At 67.1% G+C, this 23,027-nt stretch carries 23 protein-coding genes; 12 read left to right on the top strand and 11 right to left on the bottom strand.

The genetic code is table 11. From position 1 onward, the window contains the following. Window positions 1-193 precede the first annotated feature (193 nt). A complete protein-coding gene (gene pepN, locus OIU93_RS17040) occupies window positions 194-2,851 on the top strand; it encodes an aminopeptidase N (protein WP_264271253.1) in 2,658 nt (885 codons plus the stop codon). Between the two features lie 61 nt (window positions 2,852-2,912). On the opposite strand, the gene OIU93_RS17035 is transcribed toward pepN, so the two are convergent. Further along, entirely contained in the window at window positions 2,913-3,344 is a 432-nt protein-coding gene (locus tag OIU93_RS17035) for a VOC family protein (RefSeq protein WP_264271252.1), read from the bottom strand. A 149-nt stretch (window positions 3,345-3,493) separates the two neighbouring features. Between OIU93_RS17035 and OIU93_RS17030 the strand changes: the two genes are divergently transcribed. The 5 genes from OIU93_RS17030 to mtnN all read left to right on the top strand — a co-directional run bounded on the left by OIU93_RS17030 (window position 3,494) and on the right by mtnN (window position 7,819). After that, the gene (locus OIU93_RS17030; protein ID WP_264271251.1) at window positions 3,494-4,147 is read left to right on the top strand and encodes a dihydrofolate reductase family protein; all 654 of its coding nucleotides are present in this window, start codon (window positions 3,494-3,496) and stop codon (window positions 4,145-4,147) included. 33 nt (window positions 4,148-4,180) lie between these two features. Further along, the gene (locus OIU93_RS17025) at window positions 4,181-4,897 is read left to right on the top strand and encodes a VOC family protein (RefSeq protein ID WP_264271250.1); all 717 of its coding nucleotides are present in this window, start codon (window positions 4,181-4,183) and stop codon (window positions 4,895-4,897) included. A gap of 122 nt (window positions 4,898-5,019) precedes the next feature. Then, window positions 5,020-6,393, top strand: a complete 1,374-nt coding sequence (locus OIU93_RS17020) for an NAD-dependent succinate-semialdehyde dehydrogenase (protein WP_264271249.1) — start codon at window positions 5,020-5,022, stop codon at window positions 6,391-6,393. Between the two features lie 191 nt (window positions 6,394-6,584). Further along, window positions 6,585-7,052, top strand: a complete 468-nt coding sequence (locus tag OIU93_RS17015) for an S-ribosylhomocysteine lyase (RefSeq protein ID WP_264271248.1) — start codon at window positions 6,585-6,587, stop codon at window positions 7,050-7,052. Then, window positions 7,049-7,819 carry a 5'-methylthioadenosine/S-adenosylhomocysteine nucleosidase gene (mtnN, locus tag OIU93_RS17010; protein ID WP_264271247.1) on the top strand — a complete coding sequence of 257 codons (771 nt, stop codon included), beginning with the start codon at window positions 7,049-7,051 and terminating at the stop codon, window positions 7,817-7,819. The genes OIU93_RS17015 and mtnN overlap by 4 nt, the downstream gene beginning before the upstream one ends. Window positions 7,820-7,888: 69 nt before the next feature. On the opposite strand, the gene OIU93_RS17005 is transcribed toward mtnN, so the two are convergent. From OIU93_RS17005 to OIU93_RS16985, 5 genes are all read right to left on the bottom strand, one after another. Then, complete coding sequence (locus OIU93_RS17005; RefSeq protein WP_264271246.1) at window positions 7,889-8,956, bottom strand: biotin/lipoate A/B protein ligase family protein; 1,068 nt, start codon at window positions 8,954-8,956, stop codon at window positions 7,889-7,891. Window positions 8,957-9,049: 93 nt separating this feature from the next. Then, window positions 9,050-9,307: a type B 50S ribosomal protein L31 gene (locus tag OIU93_RS17000; RefSeq protein ID WP_264271245.1), complete on the bottom strand. Its 258-nt coding sequence runs from the start codon at window positions 9,305-9,307 to the stop codon at window positions 9,050-9,052. Window positions 9,308-9,439: 132 nt separating this feature from the next. Then, on the bottom strand, window positions 9,440-10,339 hold the full coding sequence (locus OIU93_RS16995; protein ID WP_264271244.1) for an RNA methyltransferase: 900 nt from the start codon (window positions 10,337-10,339) through the stop codon (window positions 9,440-9,442). Next, entirely contained in the window at window positions 10,339-11,142 is an 804-nt protein-coding gene (locus OIU93_RS16990) for a sulfite exporter TauE/SafE family protein (protein ID WP_264271243.1), read from the bottom strand. Before OIU93_RS16990 ends, OIU93_RS16995 begins: the two co-directional genes overlap by 1 nt. 85 nt (window positions 11,143-11,227) lie before the next feature. Next, window positions 11,228-12,013 (bottom strand): ABC transporter ATP-binding protein, encoded by a 786-nt coding sequence (locus OIU93_RS16985; RefSeq protein WP_264271242.1) that lies wholly within the window; start codon window positions 12,011-12,013, stop codon window positions 11,228-11,230. A 202-nt stretch (window positions 12,014-12,215) separates the two neighbouring features. On the opposite strand from OIU93_RS16985, the gene serB reads away from it, so the two are divergent. From serB to OIU93_RS16970, 3 genes are all read left to right on the top strand, one after another. Beyond that, window positions 12,216-13,124: a phosphoserine phosphatase SerB gene (gene serB, locus OIU93_RS16980; protein WP_264271241.1), complete on the top strand. Its 909-nt coding sequence runs from the start codon at window positions 12,216-12,218 to the stop codon at window positions 13,122-13,124. 160 nt (window positions 13,125-13,284) lie between these two features. Beyond that, window positions 13,285-14,982, top strand: a complete 1,698-nt coding sequence (locus tag OIU93_RS16975) for a VanW family protein (protein WP_264271240.1) — start codon at window positions 13,285-13,287, stop codon at window positions 14,980-14,982. Window positions 14,983-15,229: 247 nt separating this feature from the next. Further along, window positions 15,230-15,511: a hypothetical protein gene (locus tag OIU93_RS16970; protein WP_264271238.1), complete on the top strand. Its 282-nt coding sequence runs from the start codon at window positions 15,230-15,232 to the stop codon at window positions 15,509-15,511. A 153-nt stretch (window positions 15,512-15,664) separates the two neighbouring features. Here the strand turns inward: OIU93_RS16970 and OIU93_RS16965 are convergent, their stop codons facing one another. From OIU93_RS16965 to fabG, 3 genes are all read right to left on the bottom strand, one after another. After that, on the bottom strand, window positions 15,665-16,411 hold the full coding sequence (locus OIU93_RS16965; protein WP_264271237.1) for an SDR family oxidoreductase: 747 nt from the start codon (window positions 16,409-16,411) through the stop codon (window positions 15,665-15,667). 392 nt (window positions 16,412-16,803) lie between these two features. Beyond that, the gene (locus OIU93_RS16960) at window positions 16,804-17,268 is read right to left on the bottom strand and encodes a GatB/YqeY domain-containing protein (protein WP_264271236.1); all 465 of its coding nucleotides are present in this window, start codon (window positions 17,266-17,268) and stop codon (window positions 16,804-16,806) included. Between the two features lie 541 nt (window positions 17,269-17,809). Then, on the bottom strand, window positions 17,810-18,529 hold the full coding sequence (gene fabG, locus OIU93_RS16955; RefSeq protein ID WP_264271235.1) for a 3-oxoacyl-ACP reductase FabG: 720 nt from the start codon (window positions 18,527-18,529) through the stop codon (window positions 17,810-17,812). A 296-nt stretch (window positions 18,530-18,825) separates the two neighbouring features. Here fabG and OIU93_RS16950 point away from each other — a divergent pair, with 296 nt between their 5' ends. From OIU93_RS16950 to OIU93_RS16940, 3 genes are read left to right on the top strand one after another with little or no spacing between them, the layout of a single operon-like run. Continuing rightward, window positions 18,826-19,470: a DUF3099 domain-containing protein gene (locus tag OIU93_RS16950; RefSeq protein WP_264271234.1), complete on the top strand. Its 645-nt coding sequence runs from the start codon at window positions 18,826-18,828 to the stop codon at window positions 19,468-19,470. Next, a complete protein-coding gene (locus OIU93_RS16945) occupies window positions 19,467-19,736 on the top strand; it encodes an acetone carboxylase (protein ID WP_264271233.1) in 270 nt (89 codons plus the stop codon). The genes OIU93_RS16950 and OIU93_RS16945 overlap by 4 nt, the downstream gene beginning before the upstream one ends. A 6-nt stretch (window positions 19,737-19,742) precedes the next feature. Then, on the top strand, window positions 19,743-20,675 hold the full coding sequence (locus OIU93_RS16940; RefSeq protein WP_264271232.1) for an SURF1 family protein: 933 nt from the start codon (window positions 19,743-19,745) through the stop codon (window positions 20,673-20,675). 16 nt (window positions 20,676-20,691) lie between these two features. Here OIU93_RS16940 and OIU93_RS16935 read toward each other — a convergent pair whose 3' ends face one another. After that, window positions 20,692-21,159 carry a GNAT family N-acetyltransferase gene (locus OIU93_RS16935; protein ID WP_264271231.1) on the bottom strand — a complete coding sequence of 156 codons (468 nt, stop codon included), beginning with the start codon at window positions 21,157-21,159 and terminating at the stop codon, window positions 20,692-20,694. 223 nt (window positions 21,160-21,382) lie between these two features. Beyond that, window positions 21,383-22,984: an ABC-F family ATP-binding cassette domain-containing protein gene (locus OIU93_RS16930; RefSeq protein WP_264271230.1), complete on the bottom strand. Its 1,602-nt coding sequence runs from the start codon at window positions 22,982-22,984 to the stop codon at window positions 21,383-21,385. Between the last annotated feature and the right edge of the window lie 43 nt (window positions 22,985-23,027).

The following is a 23,027-nucleotide window of genomic DNA, read 5'->3' as shown; positions in this document are numbered from 1 at the left end:
AATCCGTTCCGGTTTCCGCGTGGGCCCGGCGCCATCGGGGAGTCCCGGACAGTGGTTTGAGTTCAAGCTAGCCGAGGGCACCGCAAAAAGACAGGTTCGTCCGTGGGCGGCGGCCCCGCCGCGTTGTGCGAAGCTCTCCGGGGCCCGGCATTGTCAAACGCTCGTTTCATGTTTGAATGGTCTGGTGGATCACATGCAGAGAACCCCCGGCCAGAATGAAAACCTGACACGCGACGAGGCCGCCTGGCGCGCCGGCACCCTCCGCATGGTCTCCTGCGAGGTGGACCTGGACCTTTCGACGGCGCAGGACCCCTCGGTGACCGGGTACCGCTCGCTGACCACGCTGTGCTTCACGGTCCACGGCACCACCGGCACCTTCATCGACTTCATCCACGAATCCGTCCAATCGATCACGCTCAACGGAGCCCCGGTGGACCCCGCCAAAGCCGTCGCCGGCTCGCGCATCTACCTGCACGGCCTGGCCGCGGGAGATGGCGAGGTGAACACCGTCGTCATCGATGGACACGCGAAGTACTCGCGCAGCGGCGAGGGCCTGCACCGCTACGTCGACCCGGCCGACGGCCAGACCTATTGCTACACGCAATTCGAACCGGCCGACGCCCGCCGCGTCTACGCCAACTTCGAACAGCCAGACCTCAAGGCGCCGTTCACCTTCATCGTGCGCGCCCCGCATCACTGGCACGTGGCCTCCAACCAGTCCCCCGTCCGGGTGGACCAGCACGGCGACGGAACCGCCACCACGCACTTCGCCCCCACCCTGCCGATTTCCACCTACATCACCACGGTGCTGGCCGGACCCTACTTCGTGGCCACCGACACCTACAGCCGCACGCTGCCCGACGGCAGCGAACTGGCCATCCCGCTCAATGCCACCTGCCGCGCCTCGCTGGCCGCGCACTTCGACGCGGCGAACATCCTGGAGCTGACGAAGGCAGGGCTGGACTTCTTCCACGAGCTCTTCGACTACCCGTACCCGTGGGGCAAGTACGACTCCGCCTTCGTGCCCGAGTACAACCTCGGCGCCATGGAGAACCCCGGGCTGGTGACCTTCACCGAACACTATGTCTTCACCTCGCGCGCCACCGAGTCCCAGCACGAGGCCCGCGCGAACACCATCATGCACGAGATGGTCCACATGTGGTTCGGCGACCTGGTGACCATGGCCTGGTGGGACGACTTGTGGCTCAAGGAGTCCTTCGCCGACTACATCGGCACCCTGGCCAACGCGCAGGCCACCGAATTCGACACCGCCTGGGTGGCCTTCGCCAACCGCCGCAAGGGCTGGGCCTACGTGGCAGACCAGCTGCCATCCACCCACCCCATCGTCGCGGACATCGCCGACCTGGAGGCCGCGAAGCAGAACTTCGACGGCATCACCTACGCCAAGGGCGCCGCGGTGCTCAAACAGCTCGCCGCCTACGTGGGGGCCGATGCGTTCCGCGACGCCGCGCGCACCTACTTCCGCGCCCACGAATACTCCAACACCACCCTGGCCGATTTCCTTTCCGCGCTGGCCGCAGCTTCCGGACGGGACATGGGCGCCTGGTCCGACGCCTGGCTCAGGACCGCCGGGGTCCCGCGCCTGGGCATCGAGCTGGACATCGTCGACTCGAAGATCACCGCCGCGACGCTCACGCAGTCGGGCACCGACCCGATCACCGGCACCCCGATCGCCCACCCGCACGTACTGGACGTCGGGCTGTTCAACGTGGTCGACGGGGCGCTGGCCCGCACCGCATCCCACCGCGTGGAGCTGGCCGGAAGCACCGTGGCGCTCCCCTTCCTGCTCGGAGAGGCCCGCCCCGACTTGATCCTGCCCAACGACGGCGATGACACCTACGCGATGGTGGACTTCGATCCGGTCTCCCTGGCGACGTTGCTGGCGCACCTGGGCACGCTGTCCGATCCGCTGGCCCGCGCCAGCTGCTGGGCGGCACTGTGGAACATGGTGCGCGATGCGAAGCTGCCGGCCCCCGATTTCCTGGCCGCTGTGCGCTCCCACGCCGAATCGGTCACCGAGGTAGCGGTCTTCACGCAATTGCTGACCCAGGCCCGCACGGCCATCACCCATTACCTTCCCCCGGTGCTGCGCGATGCCGAGCGCGCGGCCCTGGCCGAGGCGATCACCGACTGGCTCGGCCGGGCGGAGCCGGGCAGCGACAAGCAGGTCGCCGCCGCCCGCGCACTGGCAGTGCTGGCCCGCGGCGGGGTCGCCGGGCCGCTGGTCGACGCGCTGCTGGCCGGAGAGCAGCCACATCCGGGGCTGGAGCTGGACGAGGACCTGCGTTGGGCGCTGTGGCAGGCCAAGGCCGCCTCCGGCACGCTGGACGAGTCGGCGCTGGCCCGACTCGAGGCCGACGCCGCCGCGCACCCCTCGGCCGTGGCCACCTCCGGCCGCCTGCTGGCCTTGGCCGCGCGTCCGGAGCCCGCCGTGAAGAAGGCGTCATTCACCGCGGTGCTCACCGGGCGCGACGCGGATGGCTCGGCACTGTCAAACGAGGCGGTCTCCGCCATCGCGGCTGGCTTCCAGCTGGGCTCCCGGGAGCTGCTCGACGGGTATTACGTGCAGTACTGGCCGGAGCTGGCCGGGATCTGGGAATCGATGAGCATCGGCATGGCCACCCGTGTGATTGCCGGGCTCTTCCCCGCCGCCCAGGACCTTGGGGACGACGCCGTGCACCCGGTCATGGCACGGGTGGACGGCTGGCTCGCGGGGAATCCGGACGCCCCGGCGGCGCTGCGGCGCATCCTCTTGGAGGAACGCGACTACCTCGCCCGCGCCTTGGCCGCCCAGCGTCTCAGCGCCGGCCAACGTCTCGGCGCCGGCTAGCCTCCACACACCCCCCGCCGTGCCGCCGTGCCGCCGGGGCGGCAAGGAATGGCACCGGCGGCTACCGGATGCAGAACTCGTTGCCCTCGGGGTCGGCCAGCGTGTACCAGGCGAAGGGCCCCTGGCTGGCCTCGTGCAGGAACGTCGCCCCGCGGTCCAGCAACTTCTCACGTGCCGCGTGCCTGTCCCCCAGGTCAAGATCCAGGTGAATCCGGTTCTTCACGGTCTTGGGTTCGGGTACCAGCTGGAAGAGGATCCGCTGGCGCGGCACCTTGCCCAGCTGGTCCAGCGGGCAGATTCCCGCCCCGCTCCGCCAAGCCAGCTCGCCGTCGAAGATCAGGGTTTCGTCCTCGCTGGCATGGCCCTCGTCGATCATCTGCTGGATGAAGTCCGGGTCGCTGGGCTCCACCGTCCAGCCGAGCGTCTCCGCCCACCAGACGGCCTGCTTGTGCGGGTTGTCGCTGTCGATGGTGATTTGAATTGAGAGGTCCATGGGCACACGCTATTCCGCACGGGGTCCCGATTCAAGAGGCCTTCTCCCCGCCGGCCCTTGCCGCCCGGTTGCCCCGAACGTATTCTGGGCCGTGTGCCGCCGAGGCCGGCCGCGGCGGCATCGAACACCGACTTGAAAGCGAGCGCACCATGTCATTGGTGAGGGTCCACAATTTCGGCCTGTCGATCGACGGCTACGGCGCCGGCAGCAACCAGGGATTGAAGGAACCGCTCGGGGTGGGCGGCGAGGAGCTGCACGAGTGGATCTTCGGCACCGCCTACTGGCACCAAAGGACGGGGCAATCCGGCGGCAGCACCGGGAAGGACGATGCCTGGCTGCGGGCCGGGGACGAGGGCATCGGCTCCACCGTCATGGGCAGGAACATGTTCGGCCCCGTCCGCGGCCCCTGGGACGCGGACGACGACGCGCGTTCGTGGCGCGGCTGGTGGGGCGAGTCCCCGCCCTTCGGGCACGACGTCTTTGTGCTCACGCACCATGGGCGCGATCCCCTGCCGATGGCCGGCGGCACCACCTTCCACTTCGTCACCGACGGGATCCGTGCCGCACTCGAGGCCGCGCGGAAGGCCGCGAACGGCGGCGATGTGCGCATCGGAGGCGGCGTGCACACCGTGCGCGAGGCGGTGGCCGCGGGCCTGGTCGACCAGCTGCACCTGGCCATCGCACCGGTGCTGCTGGGCGCCGGGGAACCGCTCTTCACCGGGAACTGGGCAGAGGACGGCTATCGGCTGGTCGCATCCGAGCAGGGCGAGGGTGCCATGCACGTGCGCCTGCAGCGTTCCTGAGGCACACCGAACGCCTGCTGTAGCCTTGTGCCCATGTACCTGGAAAACATCGTCTTCGACGCGGTGGATCCGCGGCGCCTCGGCACTTTCTGGCAGGACCTGCTCGGCGCCGAGCTGCTCACCGACTCCCCGGAGGGGTTTGAGACCCGCCTCTCGATTCCCGGCGGACCCGATCTGGACCTCTGCTTTCAACCGGTCCCCGTCCCGCCGGCTGATCCCGTGCGCCTGCACCTGGATGTGCTCGGCGGCCCGGCACGGGACGCAGTGGTTGCCGAGGCCCTGCGGCTCGGGGCCAGGCACCTGGACATCGGGCAGGGCAACGTCCCCTGGGTGGTGCTGGGCGACCCGGAGTCAAACGCGTTCCGCGTCATGGACGACCGGACCGCGCACCGCGACACCGGTCCCATCGCCGCCATTCCCATCGATTCGGCCGACCCGGATCGGGACGCACGCTTCTGGGCCTGGTTGACGGGGTGGACCGACGCCGGCGCCGCGGCGCCGAGGACCCTGCGGCACCCCTCCCTGCGCGGTCCGCTGTTGGAGTTCTGCGAGGAGCCCGCACCCAAGTCGGAGCTGAAGAACAGGATGCACCTGGACGTGAGGCTGGAGGCAGCCGACGATCCCGACGAAGTTGCAGCGGGGATCGGCGCACGCGGCGGGCGGGAATTGCGCCCGGACTGGGGAGACATTCCCTGGCGGGTCTACCAAGACCCCTCCGGCAACGAATTCTGCGTCCTTCCCGCACCATAGGCCGTCTGCACCCGGGAGGGTGGCGGCCAGGGATGACGCCGCCCCACGGGCCGGTTGGTGATCGGGGGCACACGTGGATTACGGTGGCCAGTAACCACGTTCTGCCGTCCCAAGGAGTTCCCATGAGTGTTTACGCAGTAACCAACCCGGCCACCGGCATTCTCGAAGCCACGTATCCCACGGCCGGCGACGCGGACATCCAGGCCGCGCTCTCGCGCGCCGATGCCGCCTTCGGCAGTTGGAACACCACGCCGATCGCCACGCGTGCCGCCCTGCTGACCCGTGTAGCGGACATCTACGAGGAACGCCGCGAGGAACTGGCCGCAATCATCACCCGCGAAATGGGCAAGCCGATCTTCCAGTCCGGCAAGGAAATCGACATCACCGTCTCGATCTACCGCTACTACGCAGCCAACGGCGAGAAGTTCCTGGCCGACGAGGAGCTGGAGGTCGCCGCCGGCGGCACCGCGCTGATCCGCAAGGAGGGCGTGGGCGTCCTGCTGGGCATCATGCCGTGGAACTTCCCCTACTACCAGGTCGCCCGCTTCGCCGCCCCCAACCTGATGAACGGCAACACGATCCTGCTCAAGCACGCCCCGCAGTGCCCGGAATCCGCGCTGGCCATGGAGCAGATCTTCACCGACGCCGGCGCCCCGATGGGTGCCTACGTGAACATCTTCGCCACCAACTGGCAGGTCGCCGACATCATCGCCGATGACCGCGTGCAGGGCGTCTCGCTCACCGGCTCCGAACGCGCAGGCTCCGCCGTGGCGGAGATCGCCGGCCGCAACCTGAAGAAGGTCGTGCTGGAGCTCGGCGGCTCTGATCCGTTCCTGGTGCTGGAGGACGCCAACGTCGCCCGAGCGGCCAAGCAGGCCATGATGGGCCGCTTCGGCAACACCGGCCAGGCCTGCAACGCCGCCAAGCGCATCATCGTCGACGAATTGGTCTACGACGAGTTCGTCGATTCCTTCACCGGCGCCGTGAGCGGCATCAAGGTCGGGGACCCGGCACACCCGGAGACCTTCCTGGGCCCGCTGTCCTCCGCCGCCGCCAGGGAAGGTCTTGCCGCCCAGGTGCAGGACGCCATCGACAAGGGTGCCACGGTCCTGGTCGGCGGATCCGTTCTGGAGGGCGCCGGATCGTTCTTCGCACCGACGGTGCTGGCCGATGTCACACCGCAGATGCGCGCCTACACCGAGGAGCTCTTCGGCCCGGTGGCCGTGCTCTACAAGGTCTCCGGCGACGAGGAGGCGGTGGCCCTGGCCAACGCCTCGGCCTACGGGCTGGGGGCCTCGATCCAGACCGAGGACATGGACCGGGCGCATGGCATCGCCAGGCAGCTGGAGGTCGGCATGGTCTCGATCAACCAGACCAGCGGGTCGGCCGCCGAACTCCCCTTCGGCGGGGTCAAGCGCTCGGGCGTGGGCCGCGAACTGGGCAAATACGGCATGGAGGAGTTCGTGAACCGCAAGCTGGTCACCTTCCGCGGCTAGCGGAACGTCGAGTGGGGGGGGGCTGCATGTACGCGGCGGCCCCCCCTGCCGGGTCAGGCCCCGGGCGGGTTGCCTTTCGGTCGGCGGGCGATCCGGCATTCCGGGGCCGGCCGCGCGCCGGTTAGAATTGATGGTGGAAGTACCGGGCACAAGCTGGCCCGGCGTCGAAACACCGGCAGGAAAGCGCAACCATGAACCCCGAACGCATGAACGTTGAGTCCTTCAACCTCGACCACCGCACTGTCGCCGCACCCTACGTGCGTGTCGCCGACCGCAAGGTGCTCCCGCAGGGAGATGTCATTACCAAGTATGACGTGCGCTTCACCCAGCCCAACGTTGCCCACCTGGAGATGAAGGCGATCCACTCCCTGGAGCACCTCTTCGCCGAAAAATCCCGCAACCACTCGGAGTCCGTCATCGACTTCTCCCCCATGGGCTGCCAGACCGGCTACTACCTCATCATGCAGGGCGAGCCCGATGTCGGGTCCGTGGCCAACCTCGTCGAGGCCACCCTCACCGACGTGCTGCAAGCCACCGAGGTCCCTGCCGCCAACGAAATCCAGTGCGGCTGGGGCGAAAACCACTCGCTCGCCGGCGCGCAGGACGCCGCCCGTGCGTTCCTGGCGCAGCGCGCCGCCTGGGAGCAGGTCACCGCGTGAGCGGCATCGACGTCGTGGTCATCGCCGCCATGGAGGAGGAGACCCTCCCGTTCCTGGCGCGCGCCACCTCCGTGGGCGAACCTGTCCGCGTCGGCAACTCGATCCAGCGCAGCGGAACCCTTGAGGGCCTGAACGCACTCTTCGTCCAGGGCGGCATCGGCCTGGTCAACGCGGGTAGCGCCGCCACCGCGGCACTGCTGCGGGCCAACCGGGAAGACCCCGACGCCCCCGCGCCCTTGGTCATCAGCGCCGGCAGCGCCGGCGGACTGGGCGATTCGGTGCGGGTGGGAGACGTTGTCATCGGTTCGGTGAACATCAATGCCGATGCCGATGCGCGCGCCTTCGGCTACGAGCTCGGCCAGGTGCCCGGCATGCCCGCTTCCTACCCGGCGCCGCGATTCCTCCTCGACGCGAGCAACATCGGGAGCCCGGGGCACGGAATCGTGGCCACCGTGCACCACGGGCTGGTCGTGTCCAGCTACTCGTTCGTCGGGCACGAACGTTCGGCCGTCATCAAGGAGCAGTTCGACGGAGCGTTGGCCACCGACATGGAGTCCTCGGCGATTGCGCAGACCTGCGCCTCCTTCGGGGCCCCGTTCCTGGCCATCCGCGGAATCTCGGACCTCTGCGGTCCGGCCTCCGATGAGGACTTCCTGGATCACGTCGATGACGCCGCCGAGCGCTCTGCCGAGATCACGGCCGCGTTCCTGAGGTCCTGGCAGGACTCCGGGACCCCGCGCAAGGAAACCGAGCTGGCGCTGGCCTGACACCGGGGATCCTGTCCACGAGGCCGGTGCGGGACCCCCGTCGAACGGGGGTCCCGCACCGCACCATGGCTACGGGACGCGCGCAGTCCATTGGTCGGTGGAGAACTTCGATTCCGCCAGATCGCGTGCGGCCTGCCGCGTCGGGGCGTCCAACCGCCCCGGGGTGGCAGAATACCGGCGGGCGAAGGTGTCTGCCATCGTCGACATGATTTCGGCCCGCGACAGCTTTGCCTGGGTCTTCAGCGGGTCCACGCGCTTGGCCGCGGAGGTGATGCCCTTGTCGGAGATCTTCTCCCGGCCGATGCGCAGCACCTGTAGCATCTTGTCCGCGTCGATGTCATAGCTCATGGTCACGTGGTGCAGCACCACGCCTCCGGCCAGTCGTTTTTGCGCCGCTCCGCCGATCTTCCCGGCCTCGGTGGCAATGTCGTTCAGTGGCTTGTAGTGCGCCTTGACGCCCACCGTCGCCAAGGCCTCCATGACCCAGGCATCCAGGAACGGGTAGGAATCGGCGAAGCTCATGCCGTCCACCAGCGAGGAGGGCAGGTAGAGCGAGTAGGTGATGCAGTTTCCCGCCTCCATGAACATCGCCCCGCCGCCGCTGATCCGCCGCACCACCTTGATGCCGTGCTCGGCCGCGGCCTGCGCGTCGACCTCGTTGCGCACCGACTGGAAGGAGCCGATCACCACGGCCGAGTCCTCCCAGTCCCAGAGGCGCAGCGTCGGGCCGCGCGTGCCGGCGGCGACCTGGCGGGCCAGCACCTCGTCGAGGGCCACGTTCTCGATGATCGGCATGGTGTCCGGGCCCAGCACCTCCCAGCTGTGGTCGGCCCAGGTGGTGGCGTGGCCCAGGGCGCGGCGCACCGTGCGGGCCACGGCGTCGGCGTCGAAGCCGAACATCACCGCGCCCTCGCGCAGGCCCGCGGTGACGGCGTCACGCACCGCCGAGTGCTCAACGGTCGCCGGCAGGCCCACCAGCGCCTGGTTCAGGTCGAAGAGGGCTTCGTCGGGCTCCAGGAAGAAGTCCCCGTTCAGCGAGGCGGCTGCTATCGTCCCGTCCTGCACCAGCAGGTCGACGACAACCAACTTGCCGCCGACAACCTTGTATTCACCGTGATGTGTGTAGCCGTGAGTCATGGGATCAATCCTATCCACCTTGCCGTGGCGGAGGTTAAACAGCAACGGGACCCTCCGAAGTGGAGGATCCCGTGTGCAGGCGTGAAGGCGGAATTACTTCTTGCCGCCGAAGCCCTTGAAGCGGGCGTTGAAGCGCTCGACGCGGCCGGCCGAGTCCATGATGCGCTGCTTGCCCGTGTAGAACGGGTGCGAAGCGGCGGAGATTTCGACGTCGATGACCGGGTAGGTGTTGCCGTCTTCCCACTCGATGGTCTTCTTGCTCGTGGCGGTCGAACGGGTCAGGAACTTCTCGCCCGAGGCGAGGTCGTTGAACACCATGGTGTTGTACTGCGGGTGAATATCAGCCTTCATGCTAAAACCTTTGCTCACGTCACTGGATTTTGCCAGCAACCGAATGTGCCAAACCGGCCCGTGGGATCACGAAGCCGACGTTCCAGTGTAGCCGAACGGGACAAGGATTTTCCAATTCAGCCGACGGTTCGCCTAGCGAGCGCGCAATTCCCAGAAGGCCACCGCGCAGGCCGCCGCCACGTTCAGCGAATCGACGCCCGGGCGCATGGGAATCATGACGTGGAGGTCGGCCTGCTCCAGCACCGCGTCGCTGACCCCTGCACCCTCGGTGCCCAGCACCAGCGCCAATTTCCCGCGGTCGGTGGCGGCCACCTCATCGATGCCCCGGGCGTGGGCGGTCAGTTCCATGGCGGCGATCTCGAATCCCGCGGCGGCCACGGCCCGCATCCCATCTGGCCAGGCATCCAGCCGGACCCACGGCACCTGGAACACTGCGCCCATGGACACCCGGATGGAGCGCCGGTAGAGCGGGTCGGCGCAGCGCGGGGTGATCAGCACGGCGTCGATGCCCAGCGCTGCGGCGGAGCGGAAGATGGCGCCGAGGTTGGTGTGGTCGACGATGTCCTCGAGGATCGCGACCCTCCGGGCCCCGGAGAGTACCTTCTCCAGTTCCAGCGGTTCGGGGCGGTCCATCGCCGCCAGCGCTCCGCGGTGCAAGTGGAAGCCGGTGATGGATTCGAGCACCGCGTCGGATCCCACGAAGATCGGCACCCCGGGGTGCGCGGTCAACACGTCGCGCAGCGAATCAAGCCACTTCGGTGCCATGAAGAAGGATCGCGGGCGGTGCCCTGCCGCCAGTGCCCGGCGCAGGACCTTGGAGCCTTCGGCGATGTAGCGCCCGTTGGCCGGATCGGCGACCTGGCGCAAGGCGGCGTCCGAGAGCCCCGCGTAGTCATGGACCCGCGGGTCCACACCCGAGTGCAGGAAGACCAGCCGCCGGGAAATGTCCCCGCCGGCTGCCTCGCGCACCGCTTCCTCGAACCCGTTCTGCGCGCCGGGTGCTTGGTCGTTGGCTTGGTGGTTGGCCTGCATCAGGGACCCACGATGAGCTTGGCGACCATGTTGGCCAGCGCCACCAATCCCAGGACCACGATGACCAGGCGCAGCCAGCCCGGGGAGAGCTTGCGCCCGACCTTCGCGCCGATGAACCCGCCGATCAGCGAGCCCACCGCGATCAGCAGCACCACCGGCCAGTGGATGCGTTCGGGGGCGAAGACCAGGTAGGAAACCGCGGCCACCAGGTTGACCACCAGCGACAGGATCACCTTGATGGCGTTGGACTGCTGCAGGGAGGCATGCAGGAAGATCCCGAAGACCGCCATCAGCAAGATGCCCTGGGCGGCGGTGAAGTAGCCGCCGTAGATGCCGATGAGGAACACCAGGATGTAGAGGGTGGGCCCGATGCGGGTCCTGTCGGCTTCGTCCGGATTGACCCCGACGCTGGCAGCCTGGCGCCCCTTCGCCCAGGCGGAAAGCCGTGGCTGGAAGATCACCAGCAGCAGCGCCAGCACGATCAGCACCGGGGCCACGTAGCCGAAGACCGTGTCGGGCAGATGCAGCAGCAGCCAGGCGCCGATGAGTCCGCCGACCAGCGACACCGGCACCAGCTTGAGCATCGTCCGCCAGACGGTGGCGGCTTCCCGCCGATATCCCCAGGCACCGGAGAATCCACCGGCAACCAGTCCCATGGCGTTGGAGACCACCGCGTTGACCGGCGCGAATCCGAGAGCCACGAGAACCGGGAAGGTCACCAGGCTGCCGGATCCGACGATGGTGTTGATGGTTCCGGCCCAGAGGCCCGCGAAGAAAATGATGATGTCGCGCCACAAGTCCACGCCGGAAACCGCTCCCCTGTTGATGATGTATTGCTGTCCGCCAGGGCCCGAATGGCCGCGGCGGCGGTGCTGCCGCGGGTTTGGGCTAGTGCTTGGCGACGGCGCTGTAGCGCCCGCGCTCGGCGCGCAGGCTCAGCGGCGTGTTGAACGTCTCCGAGAGGTTTTCCTCGGTCAGCGTCTCGGCGATCGGCCCGGCGGAGACCACGCGGCCATCGCGCAGCAGCAGCGCGTGGGTGAAGCCCGGGGGGACTTCCTCGAGGTGGTGGGTGACCAGCACCATCGCCGGTGCTTCCTCGTCGCTGGCCAGTTCGGTCAGGCGTGCCACCAGGTCCTCTCGGCCGGCCAGGTCAAGGCCGGCACCCGGTTCGTCCAGCAGCAGCAGCTCGGGATCGGTCATCAGCGCCCGGGCGATCTGCACGCGCTTGCGCTCCCCCTCGGAGAGCGTAGCGAACGGGCGGTTGATCATGGTGGACATGCCCCAGTCGTGCAGCAGGGAGAAAGCGCGGCGCTCATCCAGTTTCTCGTAGTCTTCGCGCCAGCGTCCGGTCATTCCATACGATGCCGTCAGCACCACATTGAGCACGTTCTCGTGCTCGGGGATGTGGTTGGCCAGGGCCGCGGAGGACAGGCCGATGCGCGGGCGCAGTTCGAAGACGTCGACGGCGCCGAGTACCTCGCCCAGCACTCCCGCAACACCGCGGGTGGGGTGCATCCGGGCACCGGCGATCTGCAACAACGTGGTCTTGCCGGCTCCGTTGGGTCCAAGAACCACCCAACGCTCGCCCTCCTTTACGTGCCAGTTGATGTCAGTCAGTAAGTCTTTGCGTCCGCGTACCACGGAGACGTCGGCGAGGCCCAGCACTTCATTCATGGATAAAACACTAGGCCAGTGACCCGTCTTTGACCCAACCGAAGGTGCCCGACATGCCGCTGGCGGGCCCCGGGCGCGTCGCTGCCCCCGTTCCCGCTCGGCGTCCCGGGGCCGTAACGGGACAGTGATGTCGGACAAGATCCCGCGCAACAAAGCGTGCGACGTTTTGGGCGGGCGCGTGTGGCCGCGGGAGAATAGGCGAATGCAATCCACCGCCTTCATCGTCTTCCATTCAGCCGCCACGCCGTGTGCCGAACCCGCCGGCCTGCGCCGCACCCTGGCCGCCGCGGGCCACGCGGTGATCATGGAGCAATCCTTCGAGCGTGCCGGTCGCAACGGTGCGCGCTGGGAGGTCACCGGGACGGTGCGCCAGCTTCGTGCCCTGGTGAACCCGCTGGACAACCTGCTGGCCCGCTCGGAGGATCTCGAGCTGCGCACTTCCGCCATTGCCGTGGTGCCTGCCGCACTTGTGCGTGCGAAAAAGTTGCTGCTGGTCATGGACGTGGACTCCACCCTGATCAAGCAAGAGGTCATCGAGTTGTTGGCCGCCCACGCCGGACGGGAGGCCGAAGTCGCGGCCGTCACCGAGGCTGCAATGCGCGGCGAACTGGACTTCGCCGCCTCGCTCCATGCCCGGGTGGCCACCCTGGCAGGGCTCGATGCCGAGGTGATCGATGCGGTGCGCGGGCGCCTGGAGCTCAGTGACGGTGCGGCCGAACTTATCGCCGCCTTCAAGGCGGCTGGCCACCACGTGGCGGTGGTTTCCGGCGGCTTCGCCCAGATCCTGGATCCGCTGGCGGCCGAACTGGGCCTGGACTTTGCCCGCGCCAATGACCTGGTCATCGTCGACGGGAAGCTCACCGGCATGGTCAACGGGCAGGTGGTGGACCGCGCGTACAAGGAAGTCATGTTGCGCACCTGGGCCCGCGAACTCGGGGTCGACATGGAGCACACCATCGCGGCCGGGGACGGCGCCAACGACCTGGACATGGTCGGCGCCGCAGGGCTCGGCGTCGCGTTCAACGCCAAGCCGCTGTTGCGTGAAGCCGCGGATGCCAGGATCGACCTGCCGCGGCTGGACATCATCGCCGACTTGGTGGGGATCTCATAACGATTTTCCCTAATCACCCGTTATTTAGTCCTTCGTTTGGATGCCACCGGTAGAATGGCAGGTGGTGGCGAAGCCCTGTTACAGGGACGCCTCAACCCCCAACACGGTTCGCGGCCGTGCCCCCGATGGAAGAGAACGATTCGTTTTGCACAGTGAAAACATGGGACGCAAAAAGCGCGGCCCCGAACGCAAGTCACACCGTGGTTGGCTCATTGGCGGGGCATGCGTCGTACTTGCCGGCGGACTGTACACAGGGGCTGCGGCATACGCAGGCTCGCAGATTCCGGCGAACACCACCGTCCACGGGGTGAACGTCGGCTCCCTGTCCCCGGAAGCGGCACGCCAGATCCTGGCGGAGAAGCTCACCCCTGCCACCGCGCAGGAAATCCCGGTGCAGGTCAACGGCCGTGAGGAATCCCTCGACCCGGCCGCCGCCGGTCTCTCGATTGATCTCGAGGGCACCGTGGACGAACTCGTCGGCTTCGACTTGAACCCAGCCACCCTGCTCGAGCGCTTCACCGGCGAGTTGCAGATTGAACCGGCCAGCAACGTCGACGAAGCCAAGCTTCGCGCCGAGCTCGATTCCTTGGCCGCCAAGGTCGCAACGGAGACCGCCGAAGGCAAGCTGGCTTTCGACGGCGCAAGGCCCGTGCTGACCAAGCCGGTTACCGGTGTGGTGCTGAACGTGGACGATTCCGTGGGCGTCGTCTCGGAATCCTGGTTCGACCCGGCGGAGCCGCTGGAACTGCCCGCCGCGCTGAGTGAGCCCAAGACCTCTGCCAAGACACTGGAGACAGCGCTGGAGGAGACGGCGAAGCCGCTGGTGGCCGGCCCGATCAAGCTCACCGATGGGAAGTCCACCGCCTCGCTGACCCCCGAGCAATTGGGCGACGCCGCCTCGTTCAAGGTCTCCGGCGACGCCGTGACCATGTCCTTGGACACCGAGAAACTGGTTGCCGCCGCAGCGAAGGGGGCCGACGGATTCAAGTCCACGGCCAAGGACGCCAGGATCGTGCTCTCCGGCGGGGCGCCGAAGGTCATCCCGTCCCAGAACGGCACCACCATCGACTCGAAGAACCTGGACCAGCTGGTCCTGGCTGCCTCCAAGGCCAAGAACCGCACCGCCAAGGTCTCCTTGACCACCACGGTCCCGGAGTTGACCACCGCGGAGGCGAAAAAGCTGGGTGTGAAGGAAGCCATCGTTAACTTCTCCACGCCGTACCCGGCTGCAGACACCGTGCGCACTAAGAACCTCTATGCCGGTTCCAAGCGGCTTAACGGCGTGCTGGTCATGCCCGGGGAAACCTTCTCGCTGGAGAAGGCGCTGGGCCCGATCACTACGGCCAATGGCTACTTCGGTTCCGGCGTGGTCGTCAACGGTTTCGCCACCGAGGCCGTGGGCGGCGGACTCTCGCAGATCTCCACGCAGATGTACAACGCCGGGTTCCTGGCCGGGTACGACGACATTACGCACAAGCCGCACAGCCGCTGGTTTGAACGCTACCCGGCCGGACGCGAGGCCACCCTCTGGGAGGGCCAGGTCGACATGGCATGGAAGAACAACACCCCCTACGGCGTGATGATCGAGGCGTGGGTCGGCGGCGGGAAGGTCAACACGCGACTGTGGAGCACCGATTACTGGACGGTGGGCAGCAAGTCCTCGGCCAAGTACAACTTGACCAACCCGGGGACCGAGTACAATTCTGCCGCCAACTGCAAGCCCGAACGCGGCGGCAAGAAGGGCTTCTCCATCAACGTCACTCGCACGCGCACCGCACCGGACAAGACGCTCCCGGCTGAAACCAAGTCCTGGACCTATCAGCCCTGGAACAAGGTCATCTGCGGCAAGAAGCCCTAGCCCTGGCCCACGGGCATCCATGAAGGCGGCGTTCCCATCCCCCCGGCCGGGGGGACGGGAACGCCGCCTTCTTCCATTCACCGCATCGCTGCGGATTCCCGCTGCCCGCCCGGGACGCCTGGCAGCCGTGTCGGCGGAGCAGCGAGTCACGTAGTCTGGACGCGTGGGCCACATGTGAGCACACCTGCTGGCCTCCAACGCCATCGGGTTCATTTCAAGTCTGCAGCGCATGCCGCGGAATCTGTCCATGCTGAACGAAAAGATCGAGAACGGCAACTTGCAGGTGAACGTCCGACAGTTCGCCTCCCCCACGGACCGCGGCTTTCTCACGGGGCTTGTCCACGAGGGCATCATCGCCGGGATTTCCATCGCCGCGATCCTCGGAAGCATCTTGCTGATGGTTTCCGAGAGCGGCCCCATGTTGGCGCAGAACCTTCGGCTTTACCAGTTTTTTGGCTACACCTTGGCGCTCGGTGGGTTCGTCTTCGGCCTGCGCTCCCTGGTGCGGATCCTGATCACGCGAAAGTGACTCGTCGCGGACCCGCGGACCGCGGCTTCCCTCCGGTCGCCTGAAACGCTTTCTGGCGAAACGCAGGAAAACCGCGCACGTCCGCCTTCGCAGGGGAAGGTGGAAATGCACGGTTTTCCTATTGGCGCCCGAACGAGATGCCGGACGGCGGGCCTACTTCTTCAGGAAGTCGCCGGCCCCGCCCACGTACTCGGTGTGCCCGGCGGGCACGTCCGCGGTGACCATGGCGGCCACCTCGGCGCCGAACTCCTCGACGGAGTAGAGCTTGCCGGCGGCGGCGCGGCGGGCCTCGATGGCACCGGGCTCGGCCCGGTCCAGCAGCGTCGCGGTGATGGTGCCCTCGATCATGTCGCCGGAGACGACCACAAAGCTGATGCCCTTGGCCTCAAGCGCCGGGATGAACTCGCGCAGGGCCAGCTCGCCGGCGCGCTTGGAGCGGGCCACCGGCTCGTAGGCGTCCATGGTCTCGACCTGGTCGATGAAGTGCGCTTGGTGGCTGGTGACGAAGACGACGCGGGAGCCCGGGGCCATCTTCGCGGTGGCCGCCTCGAGCATTGCTACCTGGGCATCGCGGTTCAGGCGCAGTGCGTAGTCCTCACCGAGGCCCGATTCCATGCCGCCGGAGGCGTTGAGCACCAGCACGTCGAGCGAGCCGAAGTTCTCGATCGCGGCGTCGACCAGTGCGGGCGGACCCTCAGGGGTGGTCAGATCGGCGCCCACGGCCACGGCGCGGCCGCCGGCCTCAACGATACCGGCAACGATCTTGTTGGCGCGCGGCGCCTTCTGGCGATAGTTGATGACCACGCCGGCACCCTGTGCGGCGAGGATCTTGGCTACTTCGGCACCAATACCGCGGGAGGATCCGGTGACGATGGCGCCCTTGGCTGAAAGATCGTTCAATGCTGCTCCTAAAGTGGTGGCCGGGCCTGGCGCTGCGGCGCGCACTGGATTCGGCACTTTTATCGTGTTGGTGGTGAAAGTCTTTGGGTGGAACACACAACACGTGCGCTCCGCCTTCTCAATCCTGCCAGTCCACACGGGTGTGCACTGTTGTAGGAATCCTCCAAACAAGTCTAGTCCAGGGGCCCCTTGGCCCGGTCCGGGGACGCGGTAGTGGGCGCCCAACGACTTGTCCTCCGGTGGCCTATGCCGCCACTTGCGCGGACGCCGCGAGTGAGTTTGCCTGGGGCCATCGCCCCGACCGCGCCACGGAGCAGTTGCAGGAAGTGTCCACGCTGCTGTCCCCGGCACGGGGGCGCACCCCCCTGGGATGCTCTCCCCCGTGGAAACGATTAGGCCAGTTCCGCGCGAACCATGTTGCTTAGTGCCTTGCCGTCGAAGCGGCCAGCGACCTTTTCGGTGACCTGCTTCATGACGGTGCCCATCTGGCGCATGCCAAGCTCGGTTCCACCTGCGCGCAATTCGGCGACGACGTCGGCGACGATCGCCTTGGCTTCGCCCTCGGTCAGTGCCGCCGGAAGGTAGCCTTCGATGACGGCGGCTTCCTGCTCTTCGGCCGCGGCGCGATCCAGCTGGCTGGCCTCGGTGTAGGTCACGGCAGTTTCGCGCCGACGCGCCGCTTCCTTCTGGAGCAAGGAAATCACCGCAGCGTCGTCGAGTTCGAGCGGGATCTTACCGCCCTTTTCGCGGGTGTTGATCTCACCCAGGAGGTTGCGCACGGTGGTGAGTTCCACCTTGTTCCCGGCCTTGAGGTGCGCGGTCATGTCCGCGCGGAGGCGGTCCTTGAGGCTTTCCATGATGGCTTCTTCTTCCCGTCGTAGCCCGGCTCGTACGCTGTGCGGCTGCACCCGTACGTTTGCCGGTGTCACCCCCAGTTTATGGCGTGGAACCGGAGCACGTCGCATCGGTTGGACGGCGCGTTGGGGAAAGCAGCGTCAGCGGTTCGCGTTTCCGATGCACTGACGGGTCCCCCTGCCGTGGGCTGTTTCCCGAATCACGATGGAAGAACCCCGTCTTCCATGAAGGTTGTGGTGATGAGCGTCGCGCATGACGCACCCAGTCAAGAGATTGACTAACTCAAAAATTTACCTAGATAAATAAAATTGGCAGGTTTTCAACAACCATCGACCAGGAAATGGAAGCTGGTCAGAGCCGCACGATCCTGCTGCGTTTCAAAGGGTGTTCTGCCTCGGCATCGGGATTCCGCTGCCCTCGTTGATACTCCCCCGTCAAGGGGCACCAAACACGCGGACCCGCTCGTGCGGTCAGCACAGAATGTATGGCGACCGCACGAGCCTCCCGCCTCACCGGAACGGGGAGGGAGCATGCTGGATGATGCTAGTGGCCCATGCCCAGTCCGCCGTCGACGGGGATGACGGCTCCGGAGATGTACGCAGCTTCGTCGCTGGCGATCCAGCGCACCACGTTGGCCACTTCCTCGGGCTCTGCGAAGCGGTTGGCCGGGATGGAAGCCAGGTACCCCTTCTGCGTGGCCTCGGGCAATGCGGCAGTCATGTCGGTGTTGATGAAGCCGGGTGCCACGACGTTGGCAGTGATGCCGCGCGACCCCAATTCGCGTGTCAGCGAGCGGGCGATGCCCACCAAGCCCGACTTGGAGGCGGCGTAGTTGATCTGGCCCGGGGAACCGTAGAGGCCGACGACCGAGGAAATCAGGACCACGCGGCCCTTGCGCATCTTGATCATGCCCTTGGATGCGCGCTTGATGACGCGGAACGCACCGGTGAGGTTGGTGTCGATCACGGAGGTGAAATCGTCCTCATTCATGCGCAACAGGAGCATGTCGCGCGTGACACCGGCGTTGGCAACCAGCACCTCTACCGGCCCGTGGGACGCTTCAACCTCGGTGAACGCTACATCGATGGAGGCGGTGTCGGTGACATCGGCCTGAACGCCCAGCAACCCCTCGGGGACCTCCCCGCTGCGGTAGGTGATGGCGACCTTGTCGCCGTTGGCTTCGAAGGCGCGGGCGATGGCCAGGCCAATTCCGCGGTTGCCTCCGGTGACCAGCACGCTGCGGCCGGTGGGGGTTTCGGACATGGATCCTCCATAAAGAAGTTCTGGGGTGGGCAGGGGGTATGCGCATCCAATTCTAGCCGGAGCCGTGCCAACCCCGTCCTGTACCCGCTGTTCAGCGAGTCATCTTCAAGCGACCGGTGCGCACTGAACCGGTGAGCCGGAATCGGAAAACCATTGCCCGGCAAGGGGACACCCCCCCCTGTCGTTCGGCCCCCGGTCGGGCCCGGCACGGAGTTTCCCCTCGGGGGCAAGGCAAGGATTCGTAAGGCGGCGCGAGTCGGTGAGACAATGGTGCTTAACGGATCGACGGAAGAACCATGAGCGAGCCACATCACAACCACCACCACCATGACCAGGGCCAACCGGTCCATCGGATCACCGAGGCGCAAGAGTCCCACACCGTGGAACAGCACTCCCGCGTGCTCAAATACACGATCTCGATGTCCGTGCGCCTGGCCTGCTTCATTGCTGCCTTCTTCGCGCACGGGTGGCTGCAGTGGACCTTCCTCGCCGCCGCCATCGTCTTGCCCTACGTCGCCGTCGTCATCGCCAATGGCGGTGCGGACGTGACCAAGCGCCAGCCGGCAGCGGAATACTTCGCGGGCGATGACCCGCACCAGCTTGGGTCCGGCACCGCGGCACCGGAAACCGGGAACGACCAGACCCATCCAACGCCCTTCGGCGAACCCACCACGGGAGCGGCCCCTGCCCGCCCCTGGACTGCAGATGAAAGCTACGAATTCGACGAGTTCGGCGAAACCGTTACAGAGCGCGCCACCACGGAGGATGCTTCCGGAAGCGCGCAGCCTGATGGGTCGGACGCCTACTGGGCGGCTGTCGACGCTCCCTACCCGCAGGAAGCGCCCACCACCATCGACGGGAGCTTCGTGGAAGATGCGGAACAGCCCACCGAACCGGGCCAGCCCGCGGCCGGCCGACACCGGCACGGGGGCACTGCATGAGCATCTTTGATTCACTCGGAGGCGCCAGCCTGCCCCAGGGCCCCACCGGGCCCCCGAAATGTTCGCGCAAAGGCTGCCGTGCCGACGCCACCGTTGCATTGCTGTGGAACAACCCGAAGATCCACACTCCGGAACGACGGAAAACCTGGTTGGCCTGTGCCGATCATGCCGACTGGCTCGAAAACTACCTCACCGAGCGCCTGCTCTTCAAGCAGCGCCTGCCGCTCGAAGACGCCGCACCCGGCTCGAGCACCCAAGGAGAATGAAGAAGCGTGTATCGATTCCTGGCAAGCACCCGTTGGATTGGCTGGCTGCTGCTCGTGTGCCTGTTCGCCACCACCTTCACGTTCCTGGGCAAATGGCAGATGGACCGTCGTGAGGGCGCCCTGACCGAGATCTCCCATGTGAAGCTGAACTACGACGCCGAGCCGATCCCGTTTGCCCAGGCCCAGGGTCTCTTCGAGGAACTGCCCAACGACGGCAAATGGACGCCCGTCGCCCTGCGCGGCAGCTATCTGGCCGATGACCAGGTGGTGGTGCGCAACCGCATCTCCGGTTCCCGCCCCGGCTACGAGGTGTTGGTCCCCTTCCGCACCCTGGAGGGAACCACCGTGATCGTTGACCGCGGTTTCCTGCCCATCGGCAATGACAACTCCGGGCGCCCGGACGCCATCCCCGCGCCGCCGGCGGGAACCGTGGATGTCCAGGTCCGGCTCAAGGCCGGCGAGCCGACGCTGGACCGCGGGGCACCCGAGGGGCAGCTGGCCTCGGTGGACCTGGCCACCTACGAGCGGCAACTGGGATACCCCGTGACCACCGGCAGCTATGGGCTGATGTATCTGGAGGACCCGGCTCCGGCCGCGGCACCCACCCAGCTGCAGCGCCCCGAGGAAGACGAGGGACCGCACCTGTCCTATTCCTTCCAGTGGTTCGCCTTCGGCGTGCTGGTGTTCATCGGCTTCGGCTATGCGGCCAAGCAGCAGGCCAGGATCAACCGCGAGGACCGCGAGGAGCGGGCGGCGGCCGCGCTGCGCGGCGAGGAACCGGTGCTGCACCAGGCGCACCGGCTGCGCAGAAAGCCCAAGAAGCTTGTCCGCCGCGACGGCAGCCCCACCGACGAGGCCACCGAGGATGCCTACCTCGATGAGCTGGAACGCAGGGCCGCCGCCGCACGGGACGCCGGGGTAGCGGGTCCCCACTCCTAGCCCCACGCCGCCGGCCCTACGTGCTGGAAGGCGTCGTTCCCGGGACGAAGGCCTCTGCCAACGCTGCCCATTGGATGAACACCGATTCGTCATCCACCGTGGCACCCAGGGACCCATAGGTCGCCAGGGCAGCGACATTCCCCCTTTCGGTCCCGGTCCACATACCCGTGCAACCAAGCACCAAGGCTTCAAGTGCCAGTGCGCGCAACAGTGCGGCGGCGATCCCACGGCGCCTGTGGCTCTCCGCGACGCCCAGCTCGTAGACGAACATTTCCGGTTGCTTGTCGGGATGGCGCATGACGACGCCGGAAACGAAGCCGACGGCGTTTCCGTCAGCGGTTCTTGCCAGCAGCAACCGGTGACCCGGCATGGCCAGGAACTCTCTGGCCCCGTGCTCGCTGACCGGGAAATCGAACAGGTCGGAGGCCGCGACCAGCTCGGAAGGGTCCGTAGCGGGTCCGATAGTCCAGTCGGTGGGGTCCATGGTTCCGTCCCGTGGCGTGCAGGGGGGTGGCAGCAGACCCGCCCGGTGGAGCGGGTCCGGTACACCGAAGCTAGCCCCTGCCCGGCTCCGCGCGCAAGGTGGGGCGGGATCGATGCGCTTCGGGCACTGTCGGCGGCATCGCTCCCCCGGCCGCGGACATGAAAAAGCCCGCCCTCCCGATGACTGCCATTGGCAGGGACGGGAAAGGCGGGCCGAATCCTGACTAGGCCAGGGTGACCAGTTCCAGGTAGGAATCGTTCCAGAGGTCCTCGTCGCCGTCGGGCAGCAGCACCACACGGTCCGGGTTCAACGCTGCAACCGCGCCCTCGTCGTGCGAGACCATGACCACGGCCCCGGAGAAGTTGGACAGCGCGGAGAGGATCTCGGCGCGCGAGGCCGGGTCCAGGTTGTTGGTGGGCTCATCGAGCAGCAGCACGTTCGCGCTGGAGGCCACGATGGTGGCCAGGGCCAGACGGGTCTTCTCGCCGCCGGAGAGCACGCCGGCCGGCTTGGAAACGTCGTCGCCGGAGAACATGAAGGAACCCAGAATGCCGCGCACCTCCGCATCTCCCATGTGGCTAGGGGCTGCCGAACGCATGTTCTCGAGCACCGAGCGGTCCACGTCCAGCGTGTCGTGCTCCTGGGCGAAGTAGCCGATCTTCAGGCCGTGGCCCGGGATCAGGTCGCCGGTGTCGGGGTTGGAGACCCCGGCGAGCATGCGCAGCAGCGTGGTCTTGCCGGCGCCGTTCAGGCCCAGGATGACGACCTTGGAGCCGCGGTCGATGGCCAGGGAGACATCGGTGAAGATCTCCAGCGAGCCGTAGGATTTCGACAGGCCCTCGGCCATCAGCGGGGTCTTGCCGCAGGGTGCCGGATCCGGGAAGCGCAAGGCCGCGACGCGGTCGGCGACGCGGACGTCGTCCAGCCCGCCCATGAGCCGGTCCACGCGCTTGAGCATGGACTGCGCGGCCGAAGCACCCGAGGCCCGGGCCTTCATCTTGTTGGCCTGCGCGAGCAGCGTGGTGGCCTTCTTCTCGGTGTTGGCGCGCTCGCGCTTGCGGGCCCGCTCATCGGTCTCGCGCTGGGCCAGGTAGCGCTTCCAGCCCAGGTTGTAGACGTCCATGGTGGCGCGGTTGGCATCCAGGTGGATGACCTTGTTAACGGTGGCTTCAAGCAGCGAGGTGTCGTGCGAGATCACCAGCAGGCCGCCCTGGTGGTTGGCCAGGAAGCCGCGCAGCCAGGTGACGGAGTCTGCGTCGAGGTGGTTGGTGGGCTCATCGAGCAGCAGCGTCTCGGCGTCCGCGTAGAGGATCCGGGCCAATTCGACACGTCGGCGCTGGCCACCGGACAGGGTGGACAGCGGCTGGTTGAGCAAGCGGTCGGGCAGGGCCAGGTTGTTGGAGATCGCCGCGGCCTCCGACTCGGCGGCATATCCGCCGCCGGCGATGAATTCGGCCTCGATGCGGTCGTACTGGCGCATGGCCTTGGCAGCAACGGCCTCGTCCTCCGAGGCCATGTCGTCCTGGCATTTCTTGAGCTTGCCGACGATGATGTCCAGGCCACGGGCCGAGAGGATGCGGTCGCGGGCCAGTTGCTCCATGTTGGGGGTCCGCGGGTCCTGCGGCAGGTAGCCGATGGATCCCGTGGTGGTGACGGCGCCGCCGGCGGGCAGCGACTCCCCGGCCAGCACGCGCGTCATCGTCGTCTTGCCGGCACCGTTTCGCCCGACGAGGCCGATCTTGTCGCCCTTGTCGATGCGGAACGAGACGCCCTCCATGAGAAGGCGTGCGCCGGCGCGCAGCTCCAAATCGGCAACGGAAATCACAGTGAGACCTTTCGGTAAAGTTTTGGGGCCCTGCTGGGCAACC

Source organism: Paeniglutamicibacter sp. ZC-3 (assembly GCF_025847175.2).
Lineage (GTDB): Bacteria > Actinomycetota > Actinomycetes > Actinomycetales > Micrococcaceae > Paeniglutamicibacter > Paeniglutamicibacter sulfureus.
Note: the sequence above shows the minus strand (reverse complement) of the source record. Positions and strands in the feature narration are given on the sequence as shown.

Excerpts from the sequence above, each read along its gene's own strand:
- pepN (WP_264271253.1), top strand. The coding sequence starts at position 194 with ATGCAGAGAACCCCCGGCCAGAATGAAAACCTGACACGCGACGAGGCC.
- OIU93_RS17035 (WP_264271252.1), bottom strand. The coding sequence starts at position 3,344 with ATGGACCTCTCAATTCAAATCACCATCGACAGCGACAACCCGCACAAG.
- OIU93_RS17030 (WP_264271251.1), top strand. The coding sequence starts at position 3,494 with ATGTCATTGGTGAGGGTCCACAATTTCGGCCTGTCGATCGACGGCTAC.
- OIU93_RS17025 (WP_264271250.1), top strand. The coding sequence starts at position 4,181 with ATGTACCTGGAAAACATCGTCTTCGACGCGGTGGATCCGCGGCGCCTC.
- OIU93_RS17020 (WP_264271249.1), top strand. The coding sequence starts at position 5,020 with ATGAGTGTTTACGCAGTAACCAACCCGGCCACCGGCATTCTCGAAGCC.
- OIU93_RS17015 (WP_264271248.1), top strand. The coding sequence starts at position 6,585 with ATGAACCCCGAACGCATGAACGTTGAGTCCTTCAACCTCGACCACCGC.
- OIU93_RS17005 (WP_264271246.1), bottom strand. The coding sequence starts at position 8,956 with ATGACTCACGGCTACACACATCACGGTGAATACAAGGTTGTCGGCGGC.
- OIU93_RS17000 (WP_264271245.1), bottom strand. The coding sequence starts at position 9,307 with ATGAAGGCTGATATTCACCCGCAGTACAACACCATGGTGTTCAACGAC.
- OIU93_RS16995 (WP_264271244.1), bottom strand. The coding sequence starts at position 10,339 with ATGCAGGCCAACCACCAAGCCAACGACCAAGCACCCGGCGCGCAGAAC.
- OIU93_RS16985 (WP_264271242.1), bottom strand. The coding sequence starts at position 12,013 with ATGAATGAAGTGCTGGGCCTCGCCGACGTCTCCGTGGTACGCGGACGC.
- serB (WP_264271241.1), top strand. The coding sequence starts at position 12,216 with ATGCAATCCACCGCCTTCATCGTCTTCCATTCAGCCGCCACGCCGTGT.
- OIU93_RS16975 (WP_264271240.1), top strand. The coding sequence starts at position 13,285 with ATGGGACGCAAAAAGCGCGGCCCCGAACGCAAGTCACACCGTGGTTGG.
- OIU93_RS16970 (WP_264271238.1), top strand. The coding sequence starts at position 15,230 with ATGCTGAACGAAAAGATCGAGAACGGCAACTTGCAGGTGAACGTCCGA.
- OIU93_RS16960 (WP_264271236.1), bottom strand. The coding sequence starts at position 17,268 with ATGGAAAGCCTCAAGGACCGCCTCCGCGCGGACATGACCGCGCACCTC.
- fabG (WP_264271235.1), bottom strand. The coding sequence starts at position 18,529 with ATGTCCGAAACCCCCACCGGCCGCAGCGTGCTGGTCACCGGAGGCAAC.
- OIU93_RS16950 (WP_264271234.1), top strand. The coding sequence starts at position 18,826 with ATGAGCGAGCCACATCACAACCACCACCACCATGACCAGGGCCAACCG.
- OIU93_RS16945 (WP_264271233.1), top strand. The coding sequence starts at position 19,467 with ATGAGCATCTTTGATTCACTCGGAGGCGCCAGCCTGCCCCAGGGCCCC.
- OIU93_RS16935 (WP_264271231.1), bottom strand. The coding sequence starts at position 21,159 with ATGGACCCCACCGACTGGACTATCGGACCCGCTACGGACCCTTCCGAG.